Genomic DNA, 26,146 nt, shown 5'->3' with positions numbered 1-26,146 from the left:
TCAACGCAAACCCCACCACCCCATCAAGGAGCAGCACATGTCCGCCAACACCACCTTCGCCGGTCACCTCGCCGCCGACCCCGAGCACGGTATGTCCCCCAACGGCATCCCCTACACCCGGTTCGTTGTCATCTCCAACGACCGATACACCGACCGCAACGGCGAATGGGTCAGCGGCCCCGCCGTTGCCACCCGCGTCAGCACCTTCCGGCAGCTGGCCGTCAACATCGCCGACTGCCTGCACACCGGCTCCCCCGTCGTCGTCTCCGGCACCCTGACCACCAAGTTCTACCGCGACAAGAACACCGGGGAGCAGCGTCCCAGCCGCGACCTGACCGCCGACTACGTCGCAGCCAACCTGGCCAACGCCACCGTCACCATCACCAAGAACACCCGCACCGCCACCGACGGCCAGGGACAGGACCCGTACCCCGAAGAGCCGGCCGACCCCTGGGACAACGGCCGCTGACCACTCCAAAACCCCGCCGGTAGCGGTCAACCCTTTTCAACCAGGCACCGCTACCGGCCACCACCTCCTGCCACACCACCAAAAAACCTGCGCCAAGGAGCCCTGCCATGACCGCCCTCACCCGATCGTTCGCCTACATCGGCCATCTCACCGGAGCTGTCCCGTGCCTGATCACCAACTTCGACCAGTACATGGTGTGGGACAACAGCCGCCAACAGGTTCTGCTCGAGCGAGTGCATCTGGACCAACTCCTGGAACAGGCCAGCCGCAACGGATTGGGCACCGCCGTCGCCGGCGCGGTCAGCGACGAAATACTCGTCATCACCGGTGAGAACGGCACGCAGGGCGAGATCACCAAGCACCAGCTGCCCGGACGAAAGACGTTGCTGTCCTTCGACGCCCGCATCCTGGCACCGATCGCCGACCCGCTCTTCTCGGCCCAGAGCGCCTGGTGCCAGTGGGTTCCGGTGCACACCGAACTCATCGGCTACCTCGACGCGTTCACCCGCGAATTCCCCGACGGCGCGGTCCGGCTCAACCGCGGATACGACGCGTGCACCACAGTGCAGTTCCAATACGGCGGAATCGGTTGGGACGCAGCAGTTGACGCCGGCGACGGCGAGGACTACCACCTGTGGAACACCCCGGACGGCGACACCGACACACCGATCGAGGCGGTCTTCGCACTTCCCGGCGGAGCAGCGCTCGGCCCGACCGACGCCGCAGCCTGGGCGAAAGCCACCCTCACCGCCATCATCTGAATCAGCCAGCCCCCTGGCCACCGGGTGAGCGCCGAGCCCGCCGACGGCTGACTCCGGTGATTCCTCGGAATCAAAACCGTGCGGCCCGATAGCTCACCGGTGTGCGTCCCCTTCGCACAACACGCGGGTGACACGTTGCCCGGCCACGCCGCTACCGGCCCAACCACTTTCCCGCCAATCTCCTCGCTCACGAAAGGCCACCGCCATGCCGCCCCGTGCCCGCCCTAACCTGACAGCCGCCGCCATCGGACCGATCGACACCACCGACCAGGAAGACCCCAACGGCATCGTCGCCTCCCTCACCGGCACCACCACCGTCACCGGACCGCCCACCAAACCCGTCACCGTGCCCCTGGTCACCGTCGTACCGCACCCGGAGAACGCCCGCACCGGGCTGGGCGACCTGACCGACCTCGCCGCCTCCATGCAGACCCTCGGCGTCATCACCCCGCTCACCGTCGTGTCGATCGAATCTTTCAAAGCGGCCAACCCGAAACCCCCCCGGTTCGACCCGCAAACGCAATGGGTCATCATCGCCGGGCACCGACGCCACGCCGCCGCCGCGCAGGCCGGACTCACCGAGCTGCCCATCTCCGTCCGCAACGACCTGGCCGGCGACGAGAACGCCGTCGCCGCCATGCTGATCGAGAACATCCACCGGGCCGCGCTCGACCCCATGGACGAAGCCGCCGCCCTGCAACGCCTATCCGAGGGAGGCATGAAGCAACGCGACATCGCCACCCGCACCGGGATCAGCCAGAGCCAGGTATCCAAACGTCTCGCCCTGCTCAAACTCCCCACCGACGCGCAGGACGCCGTCCGCGCCGGCACGCTGCAACTACAGGACGCCGCCCGGCTGATGGACCTCCCGCCGGCCAACCGCCTCACCGCCTACGACAACCACATCAAATACCGGTGGAGCATCGACGTCGCCGTGAAAGAAGCGCTCCGCGCACTGGAAGTCGCCTCCGAAACATCACGGTCCAAAAGCACTCTGGCCGCCGACAAGATCCGGATCATCGACCCCCGCACCGAATTCGGCCGCGACTCGTGGTCGCACTCCCTGCGCACACCCGCCGACATCGAAGGTGCCCGCCGCCACAAGTCCCTCCTAGGCTCCATCACCGAGCGGACCGGCGAAATCGAATACTGGACGACCGCCGACAAACCCTGGCCATGGAACGCACCCACCCCCGGACCGATCACCCCCCGTGATTCCACGGAATCAAAACCCGACGACCAGCCCATCGACCCAGACGACGTCAGCAACGCCCCCACCGACCCGGAACCAAGCGACGCCGACAAGGTCGCCGCCGAACTGGCCTGGAAGATCGAGCAGGACACCGCCCGCGAAGCGCACGCCACCCGCCGCGCCGACCGAATCCGCGACATCACCAGCTATCTCGCCTCCAGCCCCTCCCCCGAGCAGACCCTGGAATACCTCACCCTTTTCGTCCTGTCGATCGCCTTCGACTACTCCGACGCCCGCACCCAGCAGTTCGCCGGACTCGACGCCGACACCTGGAATACCTTCCAGGACTGGCTCGGCAACGTCGCCCACCGCGACCCGGCCGCTCGCACCGCAGCCGCGCTCGCAGTGGCCATGAGCGGCATGGAACAAAACGTGGCCCACGAACTCGCCGACCAGCCGTTCGACGCCACCGGCCAAGCCCACCTCGCCGCCCTCATCGACTACCTGGACGACGACCAGTAGCGCCCACCGCAATCACCTAACAGCCGACGCCCGCCAACCAGAAGGAATCCCGCCGTGATCACCGAGATCCGCCCATACACAACCGGAACCAACGAACTGTTCGCCGCGATCAAACGCGAATTCACCGAGGCCGAATTGCTCGGCTGCTGCGCCACCGACACCGGCGAGGAGTGGTACGACTCAAACATCGGGTGGTGGCACCCATACAAACCGTGCGACCTCGCAGCAACCCCGACCTTCGGCCAGATCCTGTTCCCGCCGAACGACAATCCGACGATCGACCAAATCCGCGCCCAAATGCTCTCCACCCCGCCACCCGATGGCTGGACCGACTGCCTGGTATTTCAGTCGCACAGCGAAATCTGGAGCCTCTACGGCAGGGACGGTCAACTGGATCTGCACTCAGAAGGCTCCTGGGGTCGCCTCTCCTGCACCGTCACCGTTGAGGCGACCACCGCCGGCGACATCACCGCGGAAGTCCGCCGCTACATCGACGCCGTCTCCGACCAAGACGCAGCCGCCGGCCACTACGTGACCCGGCCGAACGACGGTGGGGACCACCGGCCACCAACTCACCCGACGGGTTGGTGTACCGACTCCTCAAGCCGCTCCACGGAGAACCTGCCCCAGCCGACCGACCCAACGTCAGCCTGAAAGGCCCCCCTTGTCATGACCGTGATCTCCATTGCCAACGCTTCCGGCTCCGCCGGCAAAACCACCCTCGGTGTCACCCTCGCCGCATTGATCGCCCAATCCGGGATCACCTGCGACCTGGTCGATTTCGACCCGCAGGGCAACGCCACCCATTGGGCAGGCGTCGATGTGACCGCCGGTCAACCGACCATCGCTGACGTTCTGGAAGCCGAGATCGGCACGGTGAACCTCACCGCCGCCCGGCACACCACCGCCATCCCTGGGCTTCGGGTCGTCCCGGTCAACCGGGACCGGATGGAAGGAATCGAACTTCGGCTCTCCCGTCTCACCGGAGCCGAGCAGCTGCTGCGCATCGCGTTGGAATCCGACGACGACCCAGCCCAGGTGACGATCATCGACTGCCCCGGATCCCTGGGCCTGTTAACCGTTTCCGCGTTGGTCGCCTCCGAGAAGATGCTGACCGTCACAGCACCCGGCATGAAGGAACTCGGCGGTCTCCCACTGATCGCCAAAACCTTGGACAAGGTCCGCAAGGTGTACCGGCCGGGCCTGACCCTCGCCGGCGTCGTCCCCTCGATCATTCCGCCCCGCTCCGCCGGCCGGCACTACACCGACGCCCTGGAACAGCTGCAAGGCCAATGGACCGACAAGGTCGCCCCCGCAGTCCGCCGCGCCGTCCGAGTCCCGGAGTCCTACGCCGCCCGCGAACCACTACCGCTCTACGACCCGACCGCCCCGGTCACCGACGACTACCGCCAGGTCCTCACCTGGCTCACCGCCCAAGGAGCGCTCGCATGACCCCCAAGACAACACCATCGAGCACCACGCCGAACTACGAGCTTGGGCGAACGGCATGTACACCACGGTGGCAGCCACCGAGCTGCTCATCCGCGGGTTCGGCGGCCGATTCGCCGGAGCCGAGCAGCCCTGGATCCATGCCAGTTCGTCCGAAGACGGACAGCCCCACGGTGCCTGGATCGACTTCGACGTGGTCCCCGATCGTGCCGGGCCGCTGTCCAGCGGGGAACGGGCGTACCTGCTCATCGCCGCCTCGATCGGCAGCGAACAAGTGCAGGTCAACCTCTCCGACGAGATCAGCCGACTCGGCCGGGAACACCTCGACCTCGTCCTCGCCGCCATCGCACACGCCGCCGGCAGCCACCAACACTCCGGCTTGACCTTCGACCGGGACGGCCACCCGACCGGATTCACCAAGCTGCCCAGCCTGTATCCATGGCCGACCGCGCCGGCACCCCAGTGAACATCACCAGCGTCGCGGCTGCATCCTTGGCCACAGGCGGACCGATCGACGCCGCCCGGCAGCACTATGCGCTGCTCCCGCAATGGCAGGCCATCGGCATCGCCGTCGCCCTGGCCGGATTGGGGATCTACCTGGTGCTCCGGTTCGTCCGGAAAACCCTCTGGCGGGTCGTCTGCCTGCTGCTGACCTTCGCCGGATCCACGACCGTGCACGACCTGCTGCGCACCACCTCAGGGCACATCACCCAGCTGTTCTCCTAAAGCCGCAGAAAGATTGACCATGACCACACCACCGCTAGGCGAACCCGACTCGCCCATGCCGACACCGACGGCAACAACAACCGACCCGGCGGCCTACCGGCAACTGTCGCATCTCATCGACTGCGTCGGGCCGGGCGACATGGCCTCCTACGCCTACCGGCACCACGACTACCAGCCGCCGAAGCCCGAACCCGGGACACCGCTGGCCGCCGCCTACGACCGGCAAGCCGCCGTCGGCCAGCGCATCGGCAATGTGCTGGCCGTCGTTGCCCTGCTCTTCGTCGGCGGGCTGATCGGCTACATGTTCACCGACACCCCGACCGGATGGACGTTGCGGCCCGGATGGACGTTCATCCCCGCCGCCGTCGGTGCCGTAGCCACCCTGTACTTCTGCATGACGTGGGTGCAGGCGACGGTGCAGGTACGCCGGTGTGAACGCTCCGAATGGGCGGCCCAGCGGATCTCCGGGAACCCTGCGCTGGCAGCCTTTGTCGGCGACCCCACACAGCAGCATGTGTGGGAGGCGAAACTGATTGTCGCCACCGACACCATCGCGCGACAAATCATCGAGCACCCCGCCTGGCGGACCGACTGGCTGGACACGCATCGCCTGCGACTGAACCCCCTCGAGGAATCCGAGCAGATCGCCGCCCGTGCCCTGGAGTTGCACCGGATCCGAACCGAACTCGGTCCCCGCCCCAGCGTCGAGCTCGACCACGGCCGCCCCGCCGCCGTGATCTACCGGTACGCCGCCGAACTCAACCTCGTCGCGGACGCTCTGCTTGGCCGGGCCGTAGCGCTCAAGACCTACCTCGGCCACCTGGACCTCCTCGGCGCGCTGATGCGGGGCGCGCAATCGCTGGAACGTGCCGATGGGTTGACCGGACGGATCAGCGAACTGGTCGCGAAGACTGGACTGGACACCGTCGCCACCACCGCCCTTGACGGACTGACCGAGGAACTTGCGACCGTCAGCGAAGGGCTCAGAGCTGCCATCGCATACCTGGCCGGCCCCGACGCAGCCGCCTGAACCGACGTCCCCCTTACCTCACCGGTGGCCGGCCCAATCCCTGCTGATTCCACGGAATCACCGATCCGGCGTACCCGCGCGAGTTGATTCCACGAAATCACGCCGCCACCAACCCCGCGCAGCATTCGACAAGGAGAACGAAACCCGATGGCCATCACCACGATCACCCATTCCTGCGGCCACACCGGCACGCGCGACCTCACCGCACTCAAACCGTTCGCCCGGACCGACCGGGTCAAATTTCTCAGCACCATCCCGTGCGACGACTGCGACCCGCACGCAGACAAGAAGAAGCCAAGTACACCGCCGGCAAACGCGCCGCCGAACTGAAAACAGCCCGCGAAGTGGAGGCGAAGTTCGCGTTGGACCCGCTGGTCGGCGCGCCAACGATCCTGGACTGGGCCACCCGTGTCCGCGCCGAACTCATCCAGGCCGCCTACGACGAACTCGGACTGGACGACGAAGAATTCGCCGAGGCCATCGCCGACCCCGCCTCGGAGATCAACTCCGCCGGCTGGTGGCTGGACAACCGGGAAACCGACATCACCGCTCTGCCCGACCTTTTCACCGAGGCCCTCACCGAGGCAACCCCGAGCGGCGGCAGCGAGAACCCATTCTGATCAACCCAGCACGACACCTGCCCCTGTCGTATCCCGGTTCAACAAAACACCGAGGGCCCGCCAGCTCCATCAGGAGCCGCGGGTCCTTTGTGCTTCACTTTTCCCGAGCGCTTCGCGCTGGTTCAGGTTCCGGCCCAGGCGGTTGCCGGGTTCCTGGAGCTCGCGGTCACGGTATCTCTGCTTCCCGCGCGGACCGGTCATGCGCGGCCACCGCGCGATGCCGCCTACGTTGCCTCATCAGCACCCATATCGCCACGCTCGACAGCAGCAGCGCAGCAACGCTTTCGGCGACAAAGGCACCCAGCGGGGCCGGCCACACCCCGTACGGGGACGTGTTCTGCCAGATCAGGCAGTCGGTCAACATCCACGCCGCGGCCACCTGCGCGACCACTGCCGCGAGCACCCGCACCCACCGCACCGCCCGCAACGCCACCGGAATAACCAGGACCACATGCCCGGTCGACATCCACAGCCACACCGACCGGACGTACACCGACACCAGCGGGAACCCCACCGCCACCCAGACCGCCACCACCGCGAAGGCATCCACCACCGCCACCACGGCCACCAGAAAAGTCCGGGCGATGACATCTGCAACGACGCCGCCGATCGGCAACGTCACCGCCGTCACGGCTCCCACCAGCATCGCGCTCACTGCCCCTGCCCCGCCCTCGCGGTGGCGGTGCGAAGAGCAGCATCGACCGCGGCCCGGAAAACCTCACGCCGGGCCCGTCCCTCAGCGGACGTGTCAATCCACGCCGCCGGTCGCAGCGGCACCGGCGACTCGTCCGGCACCGTCTGCAAGGCGGCGTCGCATGCCTTGGAGCGGTAGCCCATCGGCACCCGCCAGGACGGCTCGGTCGGGAACCGAGCCAAGAATGTCCGCACATTCTCGGTGCGTCGTTGCCTGGCTGTCTCGTCATCGCCGCACCCGATTCGCTCGAAGTACTCATCAGAGAGCACTTCGCCTTTCACCCAGCGGGCACTGCGGCCCAGTTTCCGGGCGATCAGCGCCCACGGAACCTCCGCAATCCGCAGCACCTGCGCCGCGAAACCCATCACGTTCTGATGGGCTCTCCCAGCAGCGGAGAAACCAGTGAATGTCAACCGCAGCAACTGATATGCATCCCACTCCCGCCCCTGGCGGTCGTCGGCCGCAGCGACATGCGGAGCCTCTGGTGCCCGGCCGGGTTGTTGCCGCTCCACTCGGTGGCCCAGCGCGGCGATGCGCGCCGCGACCTGCTCGACCGGCAAATCAATCTCCGTCTGCGGCAGGTCACCGGACCGCCACCGCCTGACCCGACCCGCGACCAGAGCACGATTCAACTGCCCCGGAGACCAGGCGGCCAGCGTCCCGTCGCCGGTGGCCAACCAGATGGTGACCTGCTCCCATACAGCGACCGCGTACCGGACCTGCGCCGCGGCCGCCGCGGCAGCCAGACACGGACCGACCACGTCACCGGTGATCTGCAAATCACCGAAATCAACGTCATCGAGCTCGGACATTTCGCTGGACCTCTGTCCTTCTCAGGCGGGGATGGCAGTGACGGCGACGTTGTCTGCGTAGCTGTGTGATCCGTTCGGTTCGGTGATCAACGGTCCGCCGCAGGTGACCAAGTGCAGTTCACGGGCTCCCGTGGACCCGGCGAACCAGTCCGGATGGTTGGCGTCCTTGCCGAACACCTGCAGGGCAGTCACTTTCCATCGGGTGAGCACGCCACCGCGAGTGAGGTAGACCAGGTCGCCGGCTTGCACCTGGTACAGGTCGTGCAGCGCGCCCGGGCCCTGGTCGATGTTGTCGATGTGCCCGTCGATGAGGATTGATCCGGTTGTGCCGGACAGCGGCGCGGAGCCGGTCCACTGGCCGACGGTGCTGACCTGCTCCGGGACGCAGAGGTTGCCGATCGGATCTGAGCTGCCGGTGCACGGAGTACTGGAGGTGATCAGGTCGACGTTGACTACCGGCGCGGTGACGTTCAGCGCGGGGATAGCCAGCTCGTCGGCGGCCGCGGGTCCGGTGGATGTCTGCGGACGCGGCCCGACCGCTACGGGTGCCGCGATGGCACCGCCGTCCGGGTTGGTGGTGGACGGGTCGGCGGTGGTCGTTGACGTTCCTTTCCCAGCAGCACCGGATTCGATACCGATGCCCGGGGCGGCTGTTCGGTGTTCGCCGGTCGCCGTGGGGGCGTTCCCGGCGGTGCCAGCGGCCCCGGCGGTGCCGATGTTCGGCTGGTTGAACTGCGCGGCGGGAAGCGGCGCGTCACGGGGTGTCTCACTGATTCCGGTACTGATCTGCCCGATCGACCAGATGGTGACCGCGATCAGCACCAGGCCAACAAGGCCGAGAAGCCAGAGGCGGCCACCGCGTATGCGCGGCGGACGCCGGTGACTCCCGCGCGTCGGGGCCTTGCGCTCGACTGGTTCGGCAGCCTTGCCGACTGGTTCTGCGGCCGCGCCGGGTGACTCGGATGGCGGTGACGTTGTTTCCGAGCGTTGCCCCGCGGCACTGTCGGCGACCTGGTTGTCGCGGCCGTGGATCAGGTCACCGAACACGGCCAATTCGCTGGCTGTCGGTTTCGACATTGTCACGATCGGATTCGCCTTCCAAGTCTTACGTTCATGAGGACCGACATCGTGTGTGGTGTGAAGCGTTCGGTCGGGGTGAGACAGGTGTGGGGACGGACCCAGTGACGAAGGTCCGTCCCCACACCGATGAAGCGGGTTTGCGTGTGTTATCTACTGCTCGCTGATGTCACCAGCCGTAACAACACGTCGACGACGCATCCACACGTACGCTCCGGCGACCAGCAGCAGCACAACGGCACCCAGACCCAGTGCGCCGGCGACGATGTCACCTGTGCTGCTGGTGTTGTCCGCACCCAACCCTGTGTTGACGCCGCCGCCCACGACGCCGCCGCCGACCGTGCCGCCACCCGGGTGGGTCACGGTCAACGCCTGCGCGGAGTCTTTGATCTGGGTGTGCGAGGCGATCAACGCGCCGTTCCCCGAGTGCAGGTATTCGAACGCGACGACGGTGGCGGAGCTACCGGCCGGGAGCAGGGTGCCGGTCAGCCGGAAGGTCACCGTCGTGCACAACGCCGAGGTCATGGCGGTGAACTCGGGGCTCGCCCCGGTGACACCGGTGGCTTTGCCCATCACTGTGCCGTCGTCGATCTGCAAGGTTCCGTCGACCCAGTACTTGTCACCGACGATGACGTTGAAGCAGGACACCTGGTCGACCAGCTTCGTGGAGCTCGCGTCGATGACGGTTGCCTTGCCGCCGCCCGGGCCGACCAGGGTGGTCTTCAAGGTCGGCATCAGTCCCTGCTCGGTGGTGTTCAGCCCGTTCAAATTGTGGCTGGCTGCGACGTGGCCGCCGATGAGCAGCTGCTCGTGAATGGTGATGGTGCACGGCGTTCCGAGTTGGTTCGGGATCTTGATGTCCACCTTGACCACACCCGACCCGGAAGCGGCCGCAGTGAACGTCGACGACCCGGTCGCGCCGGGGATCGGCGACTGCGAGCCATCACTGTTCAGGCAGAACGCCGTCCCGTTGGCGGTGGCTGTGGTGCCGGCAGGCAGCCCCGAGTAGGAGACCGCATCGACCCCGGTGTCACCCCAGGCGAAGAACTTCCCGCCGTCCTTCTTGTTCGTCAAAGTCGTTGCCAGACCGGGCATGTGGCCTTGTTCGCTGTGGTCCAACCCGTTCTTGTTGTGGTCGCTGCGGACCACACCGCCCACGATCAGCTGGTCGTAGATGGTGATGGTGCACGGCGTCATCGACGCCGGCAGCGGGATCGTGACGTTCACGGTCCCTGACCCGACCGCGGCGGCGGTGAAGTCGGTGGACCCGACCGCACCCGGAATCGGCGTGAGACTACCGTCGCTATTCAGGCAGGACGCCGACCCCTTGACAGTGGCCTTAGTGCCGGCGGGCAGCAGGTAGGCGACCGCGTCGACCCCGGTGTCACCAGGAGTGAAGAAACCGCTGCCGTCCTTCTGGTTGCTCAGCGACGTGGACAGCGCCGTCATGTGACCCTGCTCAGAAACATCGGTGCCGGCCTTGTTGTTATCCGATGCGACCGAGCCATTGACCACCAGCTGCTCGTAGATGGTGATCGTGCACGGAGCCAACGACGCCGGAAGCGGAATCGAAACGTCGACCGTGCCAGCACCCGTGGCCGAGGCCGTGAAGCTGGCAGTGCCCGCGGCAGTCGGAATCGGAGTCAGGCTGCCATCAGAGTTCAAGCACGAGGCGGAGCCCTTGACGGTCGCGGTGCTGCCAGCGGGCAGGCCGGTGTAGGCAACCGCGTCGGTACCGGTGTCGCCCGGCTTGAAGAACCCAGACCCATCCCGGGCATTAGTGAGAGTTGTTGCCAGCGTGGGCATATGGCCTTGTTCGGCGATGTCGGACCCGGTTTTGTTGTGGTCGGCTTGGACCGAGCCGTTGACTAGGAGCTGCTCGTAGACGGTGATGGTGCACGGGGTCATCGACGCCGGCAGCGTGATCGGGACGTTGACGGTTCCGGATCCGGTGGCCGAGGCGGTGAACGGGGTGCTTCCGACTGCTCCGGGGATCGGGCTGAGCGTCCCATCGCTGTTCAGGCACGAAGCCGACCCCTTCGCGGTCGCGGTGCTGCCCGGGTACAGACCGGTGTAGGCAACAGCGTCGACACCGGTGTCACCCGCGGCGAAGTAACCGGTGCCGTCCTTCTTGTTGGTCAGTGTGGTCGCCAGCGTCGGGATCGCCTGGTCGACCGCGGTGTACAAGCCTGTCCCCGAACCATCGAGGGTGGAGGTGACGTGCTGCGGAGCGGCCTTGGTGTAAGCCGGTGACCCGGTGTTGGTTTCGGTGAGCAGCACATCGGTTCCCGGCGGCACAGCCAGCTGGATCGTCAGGGTGCCGTCCTGATCGGTGACACCGCTGCCGAGCACCGTGAGCCCATCGCTGCTGGACGCGGTCCACGTGGTGCCGGCCAGCGGCCCGAACTTCCCGGAGATGGTGCCGACAGTGTCACTGGCACCTTTGAGCACCGACACCGCCGAGGCCTTCGGGACGACCGGTGAATCCTTGAACGTCAACACGGACGTTTTGCCGGAGGTGACGGTGAATGCCTGGCCGGCGGCGTCCAGGTTGTAGCCGGGGGCCGCTTTCGTCTCGTACATGAAGTACTGGCCCGGCTTCAACGAGGCCAACACGGGGGTCTTGCCGTCCGCTCCGGTGACCAAGGTGCCCTGATCGGTGCCGGACTTACTCGAGCCGGTGCTGACGTGAAACACCGCACCAGCCAACGGCGCACTGGTGGTGGAGGACTCTTTGATTGCCTGCGCGGACCCGGGAAGCGGGCTGTCGGCGAACTTGACCACCGATGTCTTGCTCGAGGTGACGGTGAACGTCACGTTGGGTGCGTTCTTGGCGTACCCGGCCGGGGTGCCGGTCTCGTACATCGTGTAGATGCCGGGCTTGAGGGACAGCACCGCACTCTTGCCGTTCGCCCCGGTGACCAAAGTGCCCTGATCCGCCCCGCCGGTTGAGGAGCCCGCGGCGACGTGGAACACCGCGCCAGCGAGCACCGCCCCGGAAGCGGAGGAGACTTTCAATGCCTGCGCAGAACCGGGAAGCGGGGAATCTTTGAAGGTCAGCACCGAGGTCTTACCTGTGGTCACGGTGAACGTGACGTTGGGTGCGTTCTTGGCATAGCCGGCCGGGGTGCCGGTCTCATACATCGTGTAAGTGCCCGGCTTGAGGGACAGCACACCGGACTTGCCGTTTGCCCCGGTGACCAGGGTGCCCTGGTCCGCCCCGCCGGTGGTGCTGCCGGCGGCTACGTGGAACACCGCACCCGCGAGCACGGCACCGGTCGCGGAGGACACCTTCAACGCCTGAGCGCCGCCGTTGGGCACAGCTGGCCGGGCGTAGTTGGCGGCTCCGGATCCGGCGGCGTTGCCGGCACCGACGATCAGCCGCTGGTAGGCACCATTGGCCGGGTTGTAGGTGACGTAGTTGGTCGGCGGCAGATCCGTTGCGGAGCCGGTGATCTTTCCGGTTGAGCTGTTCGCGGCGGTGAAGCCGACCTTGACGGGGGCAGCTCCCGAGGTCACCGTTGCCGGCAATCCCGATGCACCGGACAGATGCACCACATAGCCGGCCTGGTCGACGCCGCCGGAGTTGATGACCTCGACGGTGGCGACTCCGTTCGGGTTGGTGGCGGTCGGGCTGGTGGTGACCTTGATACGCACCGTCAGCGGTCCGGAGTGGGCTGCGGCTTCAGCTCGCAGCGAGTTGATCCTGGCCTGGATCCCCGACACGTTCGTGACGTGTTTGGTCGGGTCTGCGAAGTTGATGAATTCATACGGGGCGGCGTCGTTGTGCGGAAGCTTGGTGTCGGCGTGCACCAGCCACGCCAACGCCGAACCGGTGGTGGAGTCGCCGGTGGTGGAGTACTTCCACACCAGGTACGCCATCTCCGGGTCGGCGCTGGATGTGGAGGTGCTGTAGGTGGTGCCACCATCGGGCTGGGTGCGTTGCGCATCAATGCAATAGCCTTGCACCCCACCGGCAGTCAGCCGCCACGCGCCGAAATTGTGGGTGCCGCCGTCTGAGAACACGTCGACCTGCCCGGCACCAGGGTGCGAGCCCGGGTTCAGCCCGGCCGAGGCCGCGCCGGCTCCGAGGACCATCGTCGCCAGGGCCAGCACAAGGGCCATCAGCGCGGCCAACAGTTTGCGGCTCGTGGGCCCGGTGCCGGTGATCCGGTGCCGGCCCACCGCCAATGCTGCGGAGCCGGGGCGCTCCGGAGTGGCGGGATTCATCGGATTTGCATCCGATGGATCGAGTGGAAACATGCTTGTCAAGGGAGTTCGTCCTTCGCTTGAAAGGGCCGCCACATCGGTGTCGTGGTTGCGCCGCTGTAAGCGGTGCTGTGGCCGCGAAGGGGTGAGCTAAGCGCTTCTGCGCGCGGGGAGCTGGGTCAGGGCGCAGGCTCCCACCTGGCTCGGACATGCTGAAACAGAGTTTTTTGGGGGGATCAGACGCAGATGCGCTCGGACGTCATCCGGACGTAGACGGCTGGCCGTCAAAGTGAGCATTCCGGGCGGGGGACGTCGACCTCCGCGTGTTCAGCACCGCGGCTTGTCCGGCCTTCCATATGCAGCAGCAACGCCAACACCGACGCGTTGATCTCCTGCTCGGTGGGAGGGGTGTACTCCGGTCGCTCCGCATCGGTGCACTCCACCCAGCGGGTCGGAGGCCATCCTGCCGCACCATAGTCGTCAGCCTTGGCGGGCCAGGGGCGGTCAGAGGTCAACGGATCGACTTCCGGCGGATCAAACGGAAACCCGCTGCTCAATTGACTTTCCTTCGCTCGACATCGACCGACACTCGGCGGAGATGTGGCTGTTCAACGATCCCTTTGCCGGGCCAGGTGGCCCGCAAAGGGGAACACGGCTATCAGTTGGGCACCGTGACCACACGGGTGTTCAGCACGGCGGATTGACTGGCGGTGGCGGTGGCCAGGGCGGTCACCGTCAACGTGTAACGGCCGGGCGGCTCCTTGACCAGGACGTCGAAGCCGTGCGTCCCGGACGTTTTGAACAGGCGGTTCACATCGGGCCGGTTCACCGTGGTCCGGACCGTTGCCACCGGGTGCCCGTTGACCTTGATCTGCGCGTACTCCCCGTACAGCAGATGCAGCGGATCAACGACCCACCCGGCAACGCGGATCCCGCCCTTCACACCGGAGCCGATGTCGACGTGGCCGTGCATCGCTGGTCGCTGCGGCACAGTCACGCTCTGGCAGGCACCCAGGAAACGGGCGATGCTGGTCGACCCGTGAGCGGCGTGCGCGGCCACACACACCGCATACCGGCCCGCCTTCGCCGGAATCCGCACCGAGAAGCTGTGGCCGCCCAGCAAGTGACGGATCCGGTCAACCGCTGCGCTGGGTCCGTTCGCAGTGACCGTCACCTGGTGACCACCTACCCACAACGTCACCGTGTTCGACCAGCCCACATGCGCAGGATCAGCACTCCAACCGGTCACGGTGATCCCGGTCGACCAAACACCGGTTGGCCGGTTCACTCCGCCGATCACCAGCAGCCGCGGCTTCGGGGCCGGCGGAGCCCACGGCTTCACCCCGACCCCCAACGCCGCCACAATGCCCCGGGCGGCTTGCCCGGTCAGGTACGACGAGCTCGGCGACCAGTTGAACTCCACCGTGATCGCCACCGAGGACGTGTAGTTGGTCAGCCAACCGGTCATTGACCCGTGGCAGCCCCCGAAACAGGTGAAAGGGACCTCCGGCAAACCCAGGTTCGCCGCCAGCGCATCCCGGAACGCCCGTCCCTGGGCAAGACCGCCACCGTCGGTGGTGTCCACCCCGTCCAGCGGCTGATGCATCGACACGACCCGGGCCGGCTTGAGCCACCGCAGGAAGTTGTACATCGCCTGGGTTTCCGGCTCCGACAACGCATACGGTCCCGATGCGTGATTGTCCAGCGCACTGCCCGGGTTCCCCGCGTTGTACTGCCACAAATTCGGCCAGTTCCGGTTCAAATCCACATTCGCAGCATTCGCATGCTGCCCCAACACATCCCCATCAGGATTGATCGTCGAGATCACCCACAGATCCAGGTCGTTCGGGATCGCCAAACCTTTGATCCCGGCAACCACCTGCTCACCGGCCTCCTCGTAAAACCCATGCATACTGCCCAACACCAGGTCCTTCGTCGGCGCGGCAGGGTTACCCAGCTCGTACGCCACGATCGCCCGATGCTGCCGGGAGTATCCGATCGTCTTCACCTGACGAACGCCCGACATCGTGGAGCTGGCTGTCAGAGCTGCCGCCTTGATCGGTGTCGACGCGGAGGCGACCGGAGAGGCGACGAACGCACCGAGCAGCAGGACCAGAGACGCCAACCCGGCAGTCACGCCCCCCTTGCGACCCTGACCGCCGTTGCCGCAGCGATGCCGACCCACCGCCTCATTGCGTGTGTCGTGGGTGCTGGCTACTGCACCAGACTTGCGGCGAAAACTCGAAGTCAGTTGCACTGGCCATCTGCCTCTCTCGTGGACCGGAACCTGCAACCCGGCAACGGCCGGCGATTCCGCTGATACCCGCAGTCGCGGATACCAGCTCAAACTGCGAACAACGTACAGCGAGCTAGGCCGACCGAGATCATCTACCCCTGAATGGCGGTGCTTGCGACACTGCGAACGGGTCAATGCGAGATCTGTGGCAGGCACCGGACTGTCCTGCGTGAACCATCCGCCGCCGACGCTCGGCACGGTCCGCAACGCGGGAGTTCGAAACACCATCGGGGCTCGACGCCATGGCCAGCAACGACACATCCAGTCGTTCATCGGGCACCTCCGGCGGTTCGTTTGCCTCGGGTGCGCTCCGCCATCTCTGCCATGAATCGGCGGAACTCCTGCCGGGCCGGGGAATCCTCACTCAGGATCGGGGTCGGTTCCCGGAGCGGTCCACTGCCGCCGCCCAGTGGGTGGCACCGGGGGCAACGCATCACACCGCCGGCAGGCGCGGACACGAACCGGGTCCGAGTGCTGTCGCACAGCCCGCACCACGGCAGTCGTTCCACGCGGCCAGGTTTCGCCGGTTCGGGTGGGCCTAGTCCTCGCAGGAACTGCACGACCAGGCCGCCGGAGCGCGCACCCTCCCAGCCCCGGCCGGCGACGACCTGCCCCAACGCCACGGGCTCCCACCCGGCACCAGCAAGCTCCTGGCAAATCTCACCGACCGTGCGCCGGTCCAGTTTCACCCGCAGACCCTCAGGCAACGCCAACGCCACGGCCCGCGCCAAAGCCGACGCCAGGGTCTTTCTATCGTCAAGATCGTCCACCACCACCAGCGGCCCGCCAGGGCCGCCCATGCCCGACCGCAACGAAGCGGCACTCGCCGGACCAGCCGGGCGCTGCTGGTGGTGGTAGTTCTCTTGGTCTTTTTTCTTATTCCTTATTGGATGGGCACTGTGGTGCTCATCGATGGTGCATTCCTGTGCCCATTGCTCCGGGTTATCCACAGCCCCGTCAGAGCAACGTGCACTGGAATGCTCATTGCTCTGAGCTGCGGGAACACCGACCGGTACCGGGTTTCCCTGCGCCGGGCCACCCCAACGTGCACCAGAATGCTCATTGCTCCCACCTGCGGAAACACGCCCACCCACCACGGCCGCTACCGGATCGCTCGGCACAATCGAAGCGGTCGGTTCGGAATCGAGAATCGCTTTGCGTTCCCATTCCAGGATGTACAGGTTCGGTTGCTTCCCGCCGGTCCCCCGATGCCGCGGCCACACCCGCGACTCCACAGTCAGCCAGCCACCGTCGGACAACTCCCGCAGATACCGGTCCACCGACCGCACCGACTTGAACCCGCACCGCACCGCCAGGTCCGCCCGCGTCGGATCACCGCGCACCTCATCGGTGCGGTACGTGAAGCCTGACAACACCAGCCACAACCGGACCGCCTGCGAGGACATCGGCGGCGACTCGTCGTCCTCCGCCTCGAACAGCGCCTTGGGGATCTGCGCGAACGGATGCTTGCGACGCGACCGCACCCGAAGAGAGGCATCCTCAGCCACCACACCCGCCGGCATCGACCGATCGTGCAACTCCGTCGTCATCGGCCGGGACCTGCCTCGTCCGAGCCGAACAGGCCAGGCTGGGCGGTGTCGTCGCGGAACGGGCGGTTGGACCACAGCACCTCGGTGCGGGCCGCCCACACCGACCCCTGCCCGGTTGCCGACGCGATTTCCCGTCGCCACCAGCCCGCGTACAGCCGGTCATACAACGGCGAGGAATAACCCGACACCACAACCGCCGCCGCGCAACTGGTCACCGCCTCTGCTAGGACTCGGTGCTGACCGGGGCCGCGCATCTCCGTCCGGTAAGTGTTGTTCTGCGACGTCCGCGTCGAACCCAGATACGGCGGATCGCAGTACAACAAAGCTTTCGGCTCCGCCCCGTACTTCCCGATCAGCTCCACAGCCGGCATGCACTCCAACGACACGTTGCCCAACCGAGCCGCGACATCACCGATCCGACTCGCGTAGCCGGCCAGACGGCCCGGCATACCCTGCGTCGACCCTCCCGGATCGACGTGGTGCCGCCACCCGGCCCCCCGCTGCCCACCAGCTCGGCCCTGCGACAACCGAATCCACACCCGACGGGCACGTTCCAAGTCATCGCACCCGTCACCGGGTCCCGCCGCAGACATGTACTCGCCGCGAGAATGGGGCGTCAGCGCACACACCCTCTCCAGGTCGGCCGGGAAGTCCCGGAGCATCCGCCAAAACAACATCAAGTCGCCATCCAAGTCATTGACCGTCTCGAATAGGACGGGCGATTTCGCCAACAGCACCGAAAGGCCACCGCAGAACGGCTCCACATAATGCTCATGATCAGGCAACAACCGGACAATCTGTGCCGCGACACGCACTTTCCCACCGAAATACGCGAATGGCGGTAACAACACACCATCCGACGTTGAACCATCAGACGCGTCAACAGTCAACGAACTAACCCACTCACCGTAGAAAGTCCCCTATGGCAACCGCCCTACCTCGCCCGCACGGCGCGGCGAACCCACGGAGATCCGCCGACACCTCCTACAGAGCAACGCTTCTGCAGCTCCCCGCGATAGCCGCCGGCGGACGTACCGGAAGACCAGCACGCGCCCCCGGCATAATTCGTCCCTACCAGGCGAATTCCTCGATACGAGCGCCGATCCCTTCCCACAGGATCAACGCCTCCGAAAGGCGCTGCGCCATTTGCTGACGAATACCGGCAACAGACTCACGGATCATCATTTCCATACCGGCACTGGGAAATGCGATCTCATTGTTCGCGCACAGATAGTCCAACGCCGCCGAGGCGTCCTCCGCCAACGAATCCAACCCGTCGAGCTCATCGCGGAAATCCGTGAACCGCTGGACCGCCTCGCCCAACCTCGTAAGAACCGCCAAACTCTCGTCCGAAACGTCATCGCCGCCAATGTCGTAGCTGCCAGCCAACCCGTCATCAGCACCCTGATTCGGATCACCTGATTCCACCGAATTAGACCGGCCATACACCTGACCGGTATCACCAGATCCCTCAGCAGCAATCACCAGGTACGGACACACCGCCACCTCCGGTGGATGCGACCCGCCGCACGTATCGCACTCGATCAGATCGTCGACATCATCCGCAACGATCTCGGCATCGATCACATCGTCAGCCGAAACGTCGGCAGGTACAGGCCGCGGCGATGTTGGCTGATACGTCTTGCCGTTCACCCCGACGACCGGTTGGTCTACTGGGGCATTTGCCCCAGTAGAGTCTGCCGACCGCCGGATCGTTCGTGACGACATGTCAGTCGCAGATTCGATGGCGCGGTAGGAAAGACCAGCCTCCCGAAGGGACCGGACCACCGTCTCCCGTTCTTCCTTGGGGATCGGGATACGGGTCTCGCCGAACTCCCGCGCGCAGTAGTCGTCCCACGACGGGTACCCCAGGGCCGCCCACGCGCGATCGACGTAGGCGGACTCCAGCAGCTGCCACACTTGCGCCAAGCCGATCCGAATCCGTTCGGTCAGGTACCGGGCTTCCACCTCGGTGATCGGCTTGTGCCGACGTGACACGCCCTGTCCCTCAACCACGTCCTGCACCCCTGCGGCCTCCGTGATCTGGACGCCAATCAGCACCGTCGTCGTGCTTCCGCTAGGCACCGACGCTGTCATGCGGACACCGCCAGCCGCGGCCGCCCGGCCCTCGTCGGGCGACCAGCCACAGCGGCGCGCACGACCCGCAAGATTTGGTCGTCCGACCGCAGCCCACTGTCGCCATGAAGACCCCATACCGCTGCCGCAGACGGCGGTCGCCGGTACCGCAGCCCACCGGGACCACCGCCGAATATCAGCAACTCCAGAGCGCCCCACGTCTCCGCAGGGACACCCGTGTCGTGGAACGCCATCGGCGATCGCCGGCGGCGGGCAGTTTCAGCCACCGACGACATCACGTCAGCGATGCAGCCCAGCGCAGGGACAGGCCAAGACCAACCCTCCTTCACCAGCAGCACGCCCAGCAGGACCGCCCACCTCGGCAGGCTCTCCGAGCTCGCCGCCCCGTGACTGGTAACCAAGGTGTCAGGAAGCTCGGAGAGCCTGCCGACCTTCTTGTCCCGCACCGCCGCGACAAGCCCACGAGTCCGCTCCGAGCCGATGCCCGACTGCGCCATCGCCGCCGTATGGGGTGCGGAGCGCTTCACTGCGAAACGTGCGATCTGCACGGCATTTTCAATCTCATCGCGCATGATCAGACCGCGCCAGACTTCCCACACACGCGACACCAGGTCACGCTCCAGCGACTCACCAGCGGTCCTCGACCACGCGGCAGCGACGTTGCGGACCAGCATCGGAGCATGCACCGTCAGAAGCTCACGCCCGGACGACGACTCCCACCCAGCAACCGCCACTTCGTGAAGCAGCGACTCGACATGCTTGTTGTCTACTCGGCTCATGACGCTTCTGCCGAGCGGCCCGCAGACTTCGATGGCGTCATCAGTGCGTCGAGGTCTTCTGGCCGGAACTTGAGCCGCCCAGAAGGGAGCTGCACAGCAGCAATCTCGCCGTCGTCGTAGTAACGGCGCAGGGTCGCCGCACTTAGTCCGATGTACCGAGCTGCCTCAGTAGTGCCCAGAAAGGCCGAAAGTGGTGTCATGCATTACATGCTTGCAATTCAGCCGAATGATGTCAAGCACCACTGGCGCGGCGATTCGTCCGCAATGACGCAAAACTTGATAAGTTGCTGTCATGACAAGGCCCGTATCTGAGGAAGCACCCACCTTCGGCTGGATCCCCGAGTCGACGTCCTTCGGAGCCCGGCTGGCGCTCCTGCGCCAAGCGATGGGCTGGGGAAATGTCAAAGAAGCCGCCGCTGCCTGCGGCCAACCCGTCGAGAGCTGGCGGAACTGGGAGCGTGACGGGCGCCAGCCACGGAATCTCGTTCAGATCGCTCGACAGATCAGCGACGTCACCGGCGCGGACTACTACTGGCTTCTTGACGGTTCGACGTTCGCCGCGGCGCGAGCAAACGTCCACGAGATACGAAGAAGCCCCCGTCGACCTGAGTCGGCGGGGGCTTCCCGTGGTGCCGTGGTAGCGGGGACAGGATTCGAACCTGTGACCTCTGGGTTATGAGCCCAGCGAGCTACCGAGCTGCTCCACCCCGCGTTGGCGGTAACACCACTGTAGCAAGTGGTGTCCCCGAAGCCAAATCGGCTGGAACACAAGAGTTCCTACCTCACGTCATCCACCGCTCGAGGTGACGGCGGTCGTTGCCGCCGGGGCACTGGTCCCGGTGCCGGCGATCTTCAGGTAGTTGTTGACCGCATCCTGGAGCTTCTGGCTGGCCGCACCGATCTGGGCCAGATCGCCGGAGGCCTTGGCCGCGACCAACGCCTGGTTGGCCGTGTTCATCTGCTGCACGGCCTGGTTCACGTTGGACGGAAGAACGGCAGGGGTCCCCGGCGTCGTCGGCGAAGTCACGCTGACCGAGCCGGACGGCGGTGTCGTGGCACTGGTGCTGCCACCCGTACCGCCGGTGGCGGGAGTCGCTACCGGCGCCGCGTTCTGCAGCGCCAGCGTGAGGCTGTCACCGACACCGACCTTGCCGTCGTACCAGACCAGCACCTTGCTCAGCTGCGGGTAGGAGGACGAGGACGCCTGTCCCTGGATGTAGAACGGCTCCACATAGAGGAGACCGCTGTCCACGGGCAGCGTGAGCAGGTTGCCGAAGATGACCCGCGACCCACCCGACTGGTTGGTCGACAGCGTCACCAGACTGCTGATCTGCGACGTCGTCCGGAACAGGGTCTGCACCTGAGCCGGACCGGGCGTCTGCGTGGCCGTCGGCAACGTCAGTACCGTGATCTTCCCGTAGGTCTCCGGATCCGACGAGGCCGACATGTAGGCCGCCATGAAGTCTCGGGAGAACCCGGTCAGCACGCTGGTCAGGTTGAAGTGCGACTGGGTATCGCCTGGCAGCTTGACCTGCAGGTAGTACGGCGGCTGCTTGAGCGTGGAGTCGGACGGCGACGTGGGGTCACCCGGCACCTTCCAGAAACCGGAGCTGTTGAAGAAGTCAACCGGCTTCTGCACGTTGTAGTTGATCAACAGCGACCGCTGCACCTCGAAGAGATCCTGCGGATACTTGAAGTGTGCCCGCAGGTCCGTGGAGATCGCACTGGTGGGCTTGATCAGGTCGGGGAACACTCCCTCCCAGGCCTTCAGCACCGGATCGAGCTTGCTGTCGTCGACCGAGTACAGCGTGACCGTGCCGTCGTAGGCGTCAACGGTGGCCTTCACCGAGTTGCGGATGTACGAGACCTGGGTGTTGACCTGCCCGGCGGCGCCCTGGGCGTCCAGCGAGTTGCTGGTGGCATTACCCAGCGACACGTTCTGCGCGTACGGGTAGTTCTGCGCTGTGGTGTACCCGTCGACGATCCACACCAGGCGCTTGTCCACCACGGCCGGGTACGGTGCGGTGTCTGTCGTCAGGAAGGGCGCCACCTTCTCCACCCTGGTCCGCGGGTCACGGTTGTAGAGGATCTTGGAGTTGCCGTTGATCTCGGACGAGAACAGAAAGTTCGCGTCGCTGTACTCGGTGGCGAACACCAGTCGCTGGAAGAGGTTGCCGATGTGCACCCCGCCGGCGCCCGTGTACGCGTACGGCTGGTCGTTGGTGTCCTTCTCCCGCGGCTGGCTCCCGTTGTCCACTCCGACGATCGAGTAGTCGGTGGTCAACTGGCCGTAGTAGATGCGGGTCTGATCGACCTTGATGTCGCCCTGACCGGAGATGTCGGAAATCGTGTAGTCGGGGTAGCCGCCGTTCACGACGGTATTGGCCGGCGCGGCGACGAAGCCATCGCCGTGCGTGTAGACCATGTGCTTGTTGATCCAGTTGGTCTGATCACCGGACAGACCGGCCTCGTTCAGCTCGCGGGCCGCGACGACGTAGTCCTGGGTCTTGCCGTTGATCGTGTACCGATCAACGGCCAGCTGGTCGGGGAACCCGTACCAGTTGCGCAGCTGCTGCTGCTGGGTGAAGGTCGGCGACAACACATTGGGGTCGAGCAGACGTGCATTGGGCACCGTTCCGGTGTCATCGACGACCTGCGAGGCCGGCACCGAGAGCTGCCCGGAATAGTCCTTGTATGTCACCGTGTCCGACCCGATGTCGTAGGCGGTCCGGGTGGCGTCGAGGTTCCGCTGGATGTAGGGCGGTTCCTTCGAGATGCCGTTGGGGCTCACCACCACCTGCTGGAGGACCAGCGGCCACACGCCGCCGATCAGCACGCTGGACAGCACCAGCAGGGCCAGTGCCACCGCCGGCAGCTTGACCGACCTCAGGAACGCACCGACGAAGAACCCGACGGCGCAGATGGCCGCGATCACCATCAGGATGATCTTCGCCGGGAGCACCGCGTTGACATCCGTGTAGGAAGCACCGGTGAACGATCCACCGCGGTTGGAGAACAGCAGCGCGTACCGGTCGAACCAGTACTGGATGGCCTTGACCAGCACAAAAGCGCCGACCAACAAGGACAGCTGGAGCGCGGCCTGGGAGGTGATCCGACGTCCGGGCCCGGAGAACCGCAGCCCGCCGTACAGATACTGCGTCACCAGGACGGCGAAGAAGGCGAGCGCCACCACGGCGAACAGCCAGCCCATGATCATCTGCAGGGCAGGCAGCGTGAACACGTAGAAGCCCACGTCGTGACCGAACTGCGGGTCGGTCTGCCCGAAGCTCTGCGCATGCAGCCACAGCTGGACCGTCTGCCAGTTGCCCTGTGCGGAGAACCCGCAGATCAGACCGACGAGGATCGAGATGGACAGCACGAACGTCTTCGGTCGGCTGCTGACGATGGTGCGGTAGGGGCTGAGTGGATCGACCTCGCCCGACGGCACGAAGACCGGCCGGGATCGGAACGCCAGCAGCAGCGACAGGAACACCACACCACCGCCCCCGATCGCGCCGATGACGAACAGCACCACCCGGCTGAGCACCTCGGTCGTCCAGACCTGGCGGTAGTCGACCTCGCCGAACCACTCCCAGTTGACGAAGATGCCGACGAACTGGAACCACAACACGGCGAGCACGACGAGCACGGCCAGGGTGATCAGAACTCGTTTGGATCGCTTCGACATGCTCGGCATGCCGATCGGGGGCCGCATGGCCACTACTGGACTCCTTGCGTTCGTGGTGCAGTCGGTGTTCGAAATGCAATCTGTGTTGAAGACGAAGTGGGTGTTCGAGGTGCTGCCAAGACATGGTGCTGGGACTGCGACCCGCTTCGGTCGCATTTCACATGTGCCTTTCAAGGTCGACGCTGGGTCAACTGTAGGCGGGCGGTGTTGGTTCCCCGTCGCGCCGATCGATCCTGTGCGCACGCGTTGAGCACGATGTACCCGCCATGGAGTCCTCCCATGAGGGCATGGTGACCCGGTCGACAGCCCGGACGCGCCCGGCGGGTAGACGAGAACTGGGAGGATTGGACGGTGCCCCCCCACCAGCCGTCGCCCGAAACCGATCCGTCCGACTCCAACCCCACCACACCGACCGGCGTCACGCCGTACTGGTGGGAAGACCCTGATCTGGCGGCCGCGGTGGCCGAGGTCGAGGACTTCGCTGCAACCGCCGGCTGGGATGTACCGCCACAGATGTTCGCCCTGGTCCGGACGTCTGACCTGCTGGCCGCCCAACCTGAGCTGGCCGCCACGCTGGCTGATTCGGGCACCTTCACTCCCATCGCCCAGGACGTCCTGCCGACCGGCGACCTATCGGAGGCCCTGTCGCAGATCTCCTGGCCGCCCGAGGTGGGCGGGTGCGTGCTGGTCCAGGAGATCGTGGTGCTGCCGCCGGCCTCTCTACCGACCGTCGACGGCGTCCCGTTGGACGACGCCTCGCGGGAGAGCAACGACGTCGAGATCACCGCGGAAGAGGCCGCCGCGCATCCGGACCGCGCCGAGGCCAGGCTCGCCGCGGGCGTGCTGCGAGGGAGCAAGGGTGGTGCGTGCCTGCTGAGGGTGCGCGGCAAGGAAGACGGCACCCCGCTGCGCGGCGCCGACCTTGCGCCCAATCTGCTGATCGCCCTGCAGGCGACCTTCCAGGACTGACGCCGGCCGGGACACTTCGGTCGTCCGTGGGTCGACCGGTGCGGGCGAACGTCAGCAGGACGGTGGCGTACCGCCGGCGGCCAGCGTCTTGAGCGCTCTCTTGACCGCCGGGTCAGCAGGACGGTGGCGTACCGCCGGCGGCCAGCGTCTTGAGCGCTGTGACGGCATCGCCGAGGGTGGCGACCTTGGCCAGTTCCAGCCCGGCCGGAATGCGGGTCAAGGCTTCGGCGCAGTTGTCCGCCGGCACCAGGAACACCGACGCACCAGCAGCTTTCGCGGCGATCATCTTCAGCAGGATGCCGCCGATCGCGCCGACCGTGCCCTTGTCGTCCTCGACCTCCATGGTCCCGGTGCCGGCGATGTAGCGGCCGGCGGTCAGCCCGCCGGGCGTCAGCTTGTCCAGGATGCCGAGCGTGAACATCAGGCCGGCGGAGGGGCCCCCGATGTTCGACAGCGAGATCGAGATGGTGAACGGCGCCTTCGGCCGCTCCACGGCTCCGATGCCGAGGAATCCCTGCTTGCCCGCGCTGGGGTTGGCCATCAGCGTCACCTTGGCGTCCACCGATTTGTCCGCCCGCAACACCGTGACGGTCGCGACCTGCCCAGGCAGGGTGTTCTTGAGTGCGGTCTGCAGCGAGGTGAAGTCAGTGACCGCGGTCCCGTCGATCGCGGTGATCTGGTCCTGCGGCTGCAGCACCTTGAAACTCGGCGAGGAAGCCGCAATGGTGCCGACGTAGACGACATTCGGATACTTCAGGTACCTCAGTGCGGCGATCTCGGCGGCCGATTGGGAGTCCGAGAAGTCCTTGGTGTTCTGCTGGTTGACCTGTTCGACGGTCTTGTCCGGCGGGTAGACCTCAGCGCGCGGCACCAGTGCGTACTGGCCGGAGACCCACATCCCAAGGGCCTCGAAGAGCGGCAGCTTGTCGTACACGGACACCGTGGTCATGTTCAGGTGGCCGGTTCCATCGCTCTGCTTGACGCTGTCCGGCACAGTCCCGGCAAAGCTGATCACCGCCGTTCCGTCGACGTCGGACAGTGTGTTGTACGTCACGCCGGGGCCGAGGGCGACGTAGGGGATCGGGACGGCTGCCCCGACCACGATGAGCACCACGCTGACCGTCGAACCGACGATCAGGGTGCGCGCCCGGAGCGACAGCGACGAGAACCAGGACATGCCCAGAGAGTAAGGGGTTTCGCTGAGCG

At 66.0% G+C, this 26,146-nt stretch carries 22 protein-coding genes and 1 tRNA gene; 11 read left to right on the top strand and 12 right to left on the bottom strand.

From position 1 onward, the window contains the following. The first annotated feature begins 37 nt into the window (after positions 1–37). The 10 genes from ABIB25_RS04615 to ABIB25_RS04570 all read left to right on the top strand — a co-directional run bounded on the left by ABIB25_RS04615 (position 38) and on the right by ABIB25_RS04570 (position 6,769). Positions 38–469, top strand: coding sequence for a single-stranded DNA-binding protein (locus ABIB25_RS04615; RefSeq protein WP_354527240.1), 432 nt, complete (start codon positions 38–40; stop codon positions 467–469). Positions 470–576: 107 nt separating this feature from the next. Then, on the top strand, positions 577–1,230 hold the full coding sequence (locus tag ABIB25_RS04610; RefSeq protein WP_354527239.1) for a hypothetical protein: 654 nt from the start codon (positions 577–579) through the stop codon (positions 1,228–1,230). A gap of 205 nt (positions 1,231–1,435) precedes the next feature. After that, positions 1,436–2,944 carry a ParB/RepB/Spo0J family partition protein gene (locus tag ABIB25_RS04605; protein WP_354527238.1) on the top strand — a complete coding sequence of 503 codons (1,509 nt, stop codon included), beginning with the start codon at positions 1,436–1,438 and terminating at the stop codon, positions 2,942–2,944. A 54-nt stretch (positions 2,945–2,998) separates the two neighbouring features. Continuing rightward, positions 2,999–3,598, top strand: coding sequence for a hypothetical protein (locus ABIB25_RS04600; RefSeq protein WP_354527237.1), 600 nt, complete (start codon positions 2,999–3,001; stop codon positions 3,596–3,598). Between the two features lie 15 nt (positions 3,599–3,613). Further along, positions 3,614–4,396: a ParA family protein gene (locus ABIB25_RS04595; RefSeq protein WP_354527236.1), complete on the top strand. Its 783-nt coding sequence runs from the start codon at positions 3,614–3,616 to the stop codon at positions 4,394–4,396. A gap of 55 nt (positions 4,397–4,451) precedes the next feature. Beyond that, positions 4,452–4,859 (top strand): hypothetical protein, encoded by a 408-nt coding sequence (locus ABIB25_RS04590; RefSeq protein WP_354527235.1) that lies wholly within the window; start codon positions 4,452–4,454, stop codon positions 4,857–4,859. Beyond that, positions 4,832–5,119 (top strand): hypothetical protein, encoded by a 288-nt coding sequence (locus ABIB25_RS04585; protein ID WP_354527234.1) that lies wholly within the window; start codon positions 4,832–4,834, stop codon positions 5,117–5,119. Before ABIB25_RS04590 ends, ABIB25_RS04585 begins: the two co-directional genes overlap by 28 nt. A 19-nt stretch (positions 5,120–5,138) precedes the next feature. Further along, entirely contained in the window at positions 5,139–6,149 is a 1,011-nt protein-coding gene (locus ABIB25_RS04580; RefSeq protein WP_354527233.1) for a hypothetical protein, read from the top strand. A 147-nt stretch (positions 6,150–6,296) separates the two neighbouring features. Then, positions 6,297–6,479 (top strand): hypothetical protein, encoded by a 183-nt coding sequence (locus ABIB25_RS04575; RefSeq protein WP_354527232.1) that lies wholly within the window; start codon positions 6,297–6,299, stop codon positions 6,477–6,479. Between the two features lie 14 nt (positions 6,480–6,493). After that, positions 6,494–6,769 carry a hypothetical protein gene (locus tag ABIB25_RS04570; protein ID WP_354527231.1) on the top strand — a complete coding sequence of 92 codons (276 nt, stop codon included), beginning with the start codon at positions 6,494–6,496 and terminating at the stop codon, positions 6,767–6,769. Between the two features lie 166 nt (positions 6,770–6,935). Here the strand turns inward: ABIB25_RS04570 and ABIB25_RS04565 are convergent, their stop codons facing one another. From ABIB25_RS04565 to ABIB25_RS04515, 11 genes are all read right to left on the bottom strand, one after another. Then, positions 6,936–7,424, bottom strand: coding sequence for a hypothetical protein (locus tag ABIB25_RS04565; RefSeq protein ID WP_354527230.1), 489 nt, complete (start codon positions 7,422–7,424; stop codon positions 6,936–6,938). Further along, the gene (locus ABIB25_RS04560) at positions 7,421–8,275 is read right to left on the bottom strand and encodes a hypothetical protein (protein ID WP_354527229.1); all 855 of its coding nucleotides are present in this window, start codon (positions 8,273–8,275) and stop codon (positions 7,421–7,423) included. The genes ABIB25_RS04565 and ABIB25_RS04560 overlap by 4 nt, the downstream gene beginning before the upstream one ends. 21 nt (positions 8,276–8,296) lie before the next feature. Next, complete coding sequence (locus ABIB25_RS04555) at positions 8,297–9,352, bottom strand: class F sortase (RefSeq protein ID WP_354527228.1); 1,056 nt, start codon at positions 9,350–9,352, stop codon at positions 8,297–8,299. 153 nt (positions 9,353–9,505) lie between these two features. Then, positions 9,506–13,582: a SpaA isopeptide-forming pilin-related protein gene (locus tag ABIB25_RS04550; RefSeq protein WP_354527227.1), complete on the bottom strand. Its 4,077-nt coding sequence runs from the start codon at positions 13,580–13,582 to the stop codon at positions 9,506–9,508. A 637-nt stretch (positions 13,583–14,219) separates the two neighbouring features. Then, complete coding sequence (locus ABIB25_RS04545) at positions 14,220–15,698, bottom strand: M14 family zinc carboxypeptidase (protein WP_354527226.1); 1,479 nt, start codon at positions 15,696–15,698, stop codon at positions 14,220–14,222. Between the two features lie 1,705 nt (positions 15,699–17,403). After that, complete coding sequence (locus ABIB25_RS04540; protein WP_354527225.1) at positions 17,404–18,297, bottom strand: DNA adenine methylase; 894 nt, start codon at positions 18,295–18,297, stop codon at positions 17,404–17,406. Positions 18,298–18,478: 181 nt separating this feature from the next. Continuing rightward, positions 18,479–19,504, bottom strand: coding sequence for a hypothetical protein (locus ABIB25_RS04535; RefSeq protein ID WP_354527224.1), 1,026 nt, complete (start codon positions 19,502–19,504; stop codon positions 18,479–18,481). Next, positions 19,501–20,283, bottom strand: coding sequence for a hypothetical protein (locus tag ABIB25_RS04530; RefSeq protein ID WP_354527223.1), 783 nt, complete (start codon positions 20,281–20,283; stop codon positions 19,501–19,503). Before ABIB25_RS04530 ends, ABIB25_RS04535 begins: the two co-directional genes overlap by 4 nt. Further along, positions 20,280–20,483, bottom strand: a complete 204-nt coding sequence (locus tag ABIB25_RS04525; RefSeq protein ID WP_354527222.1) for a helix-turn-helix domain-containing protein — start codon at positions 20,481–20,483, stop codon at positions 20,280–20,282. The genes ABIB25_RS04530 and ABIB25_RS04525 overlap by 4 nt, the downstream gene beginning before the upstream one ends. Positions 20,484–20,918: 435 nt before the next feature. Next, positions 20,919–20,995, bottom strand: a tRNA-Met gene (locus tag ABIB25_RS04520). A 75-nt stretch (positions 20,996–21,070) separates the two neighbouring features. Continuing rightward, entirely contained in the window at positions 21,071–24,004 is a 2,934-nt protein-coding gene (locus tag ABIB25_RS04515) for a UPF0182 family membrane protein (RefSeq protein ID WP_502919746.1), read from the bottom strand. A gap of 318 nt (positions 24,005–24,322) precedes the next feature. Here ABIB25_RS04515 and ABIB25_RS04510 point away from each other — a divergent pair, with 318 nt between their 5' ends. Continuing rightward, positions 24,323–24,940: a PPA1309 family protein gene (locus ABIB25_RS04510; protein ID WP_354527220.1), complete on the top strand. Its 618-nt coding sequence runs from the start codon at positions 24,323–24,325 to the stop codon at positions 24,938–24,940. Between the two features lie 112 nt (positions 24,941–25,052). Here ABIB25_RS04510 and ABIB25_RS04505 read toward each other — a convergent pair whose 3' ends face one another. Beyond that, positions 25,053–26,117: a YlbL family protein gene (locus tag ABIB25_RS04505; RefSeq protein WP_354527219.1), complete on the bottom strand. Its 1,065-nt coding sequence runs from the start codon at positions 26,115–26,117 to the stop codon at positions 25,053–25,055. Between the last annotated feature and the right edge of the window lie 29 nt (positions 26,118–26,146).

The sequence above is a fragment of the Nakamurella sp. UYEF19 genome, from assembly GCF_040546275.1.
Taxonomy (GTDB): Bacteria; Actinomycetota; Actinomycetes; order Mycobacteriales; family Nakamurellaceae; genus Nakamurella.
This window is presented reverse-complemented; position numbering and strand designations above follow the sequence as displayed.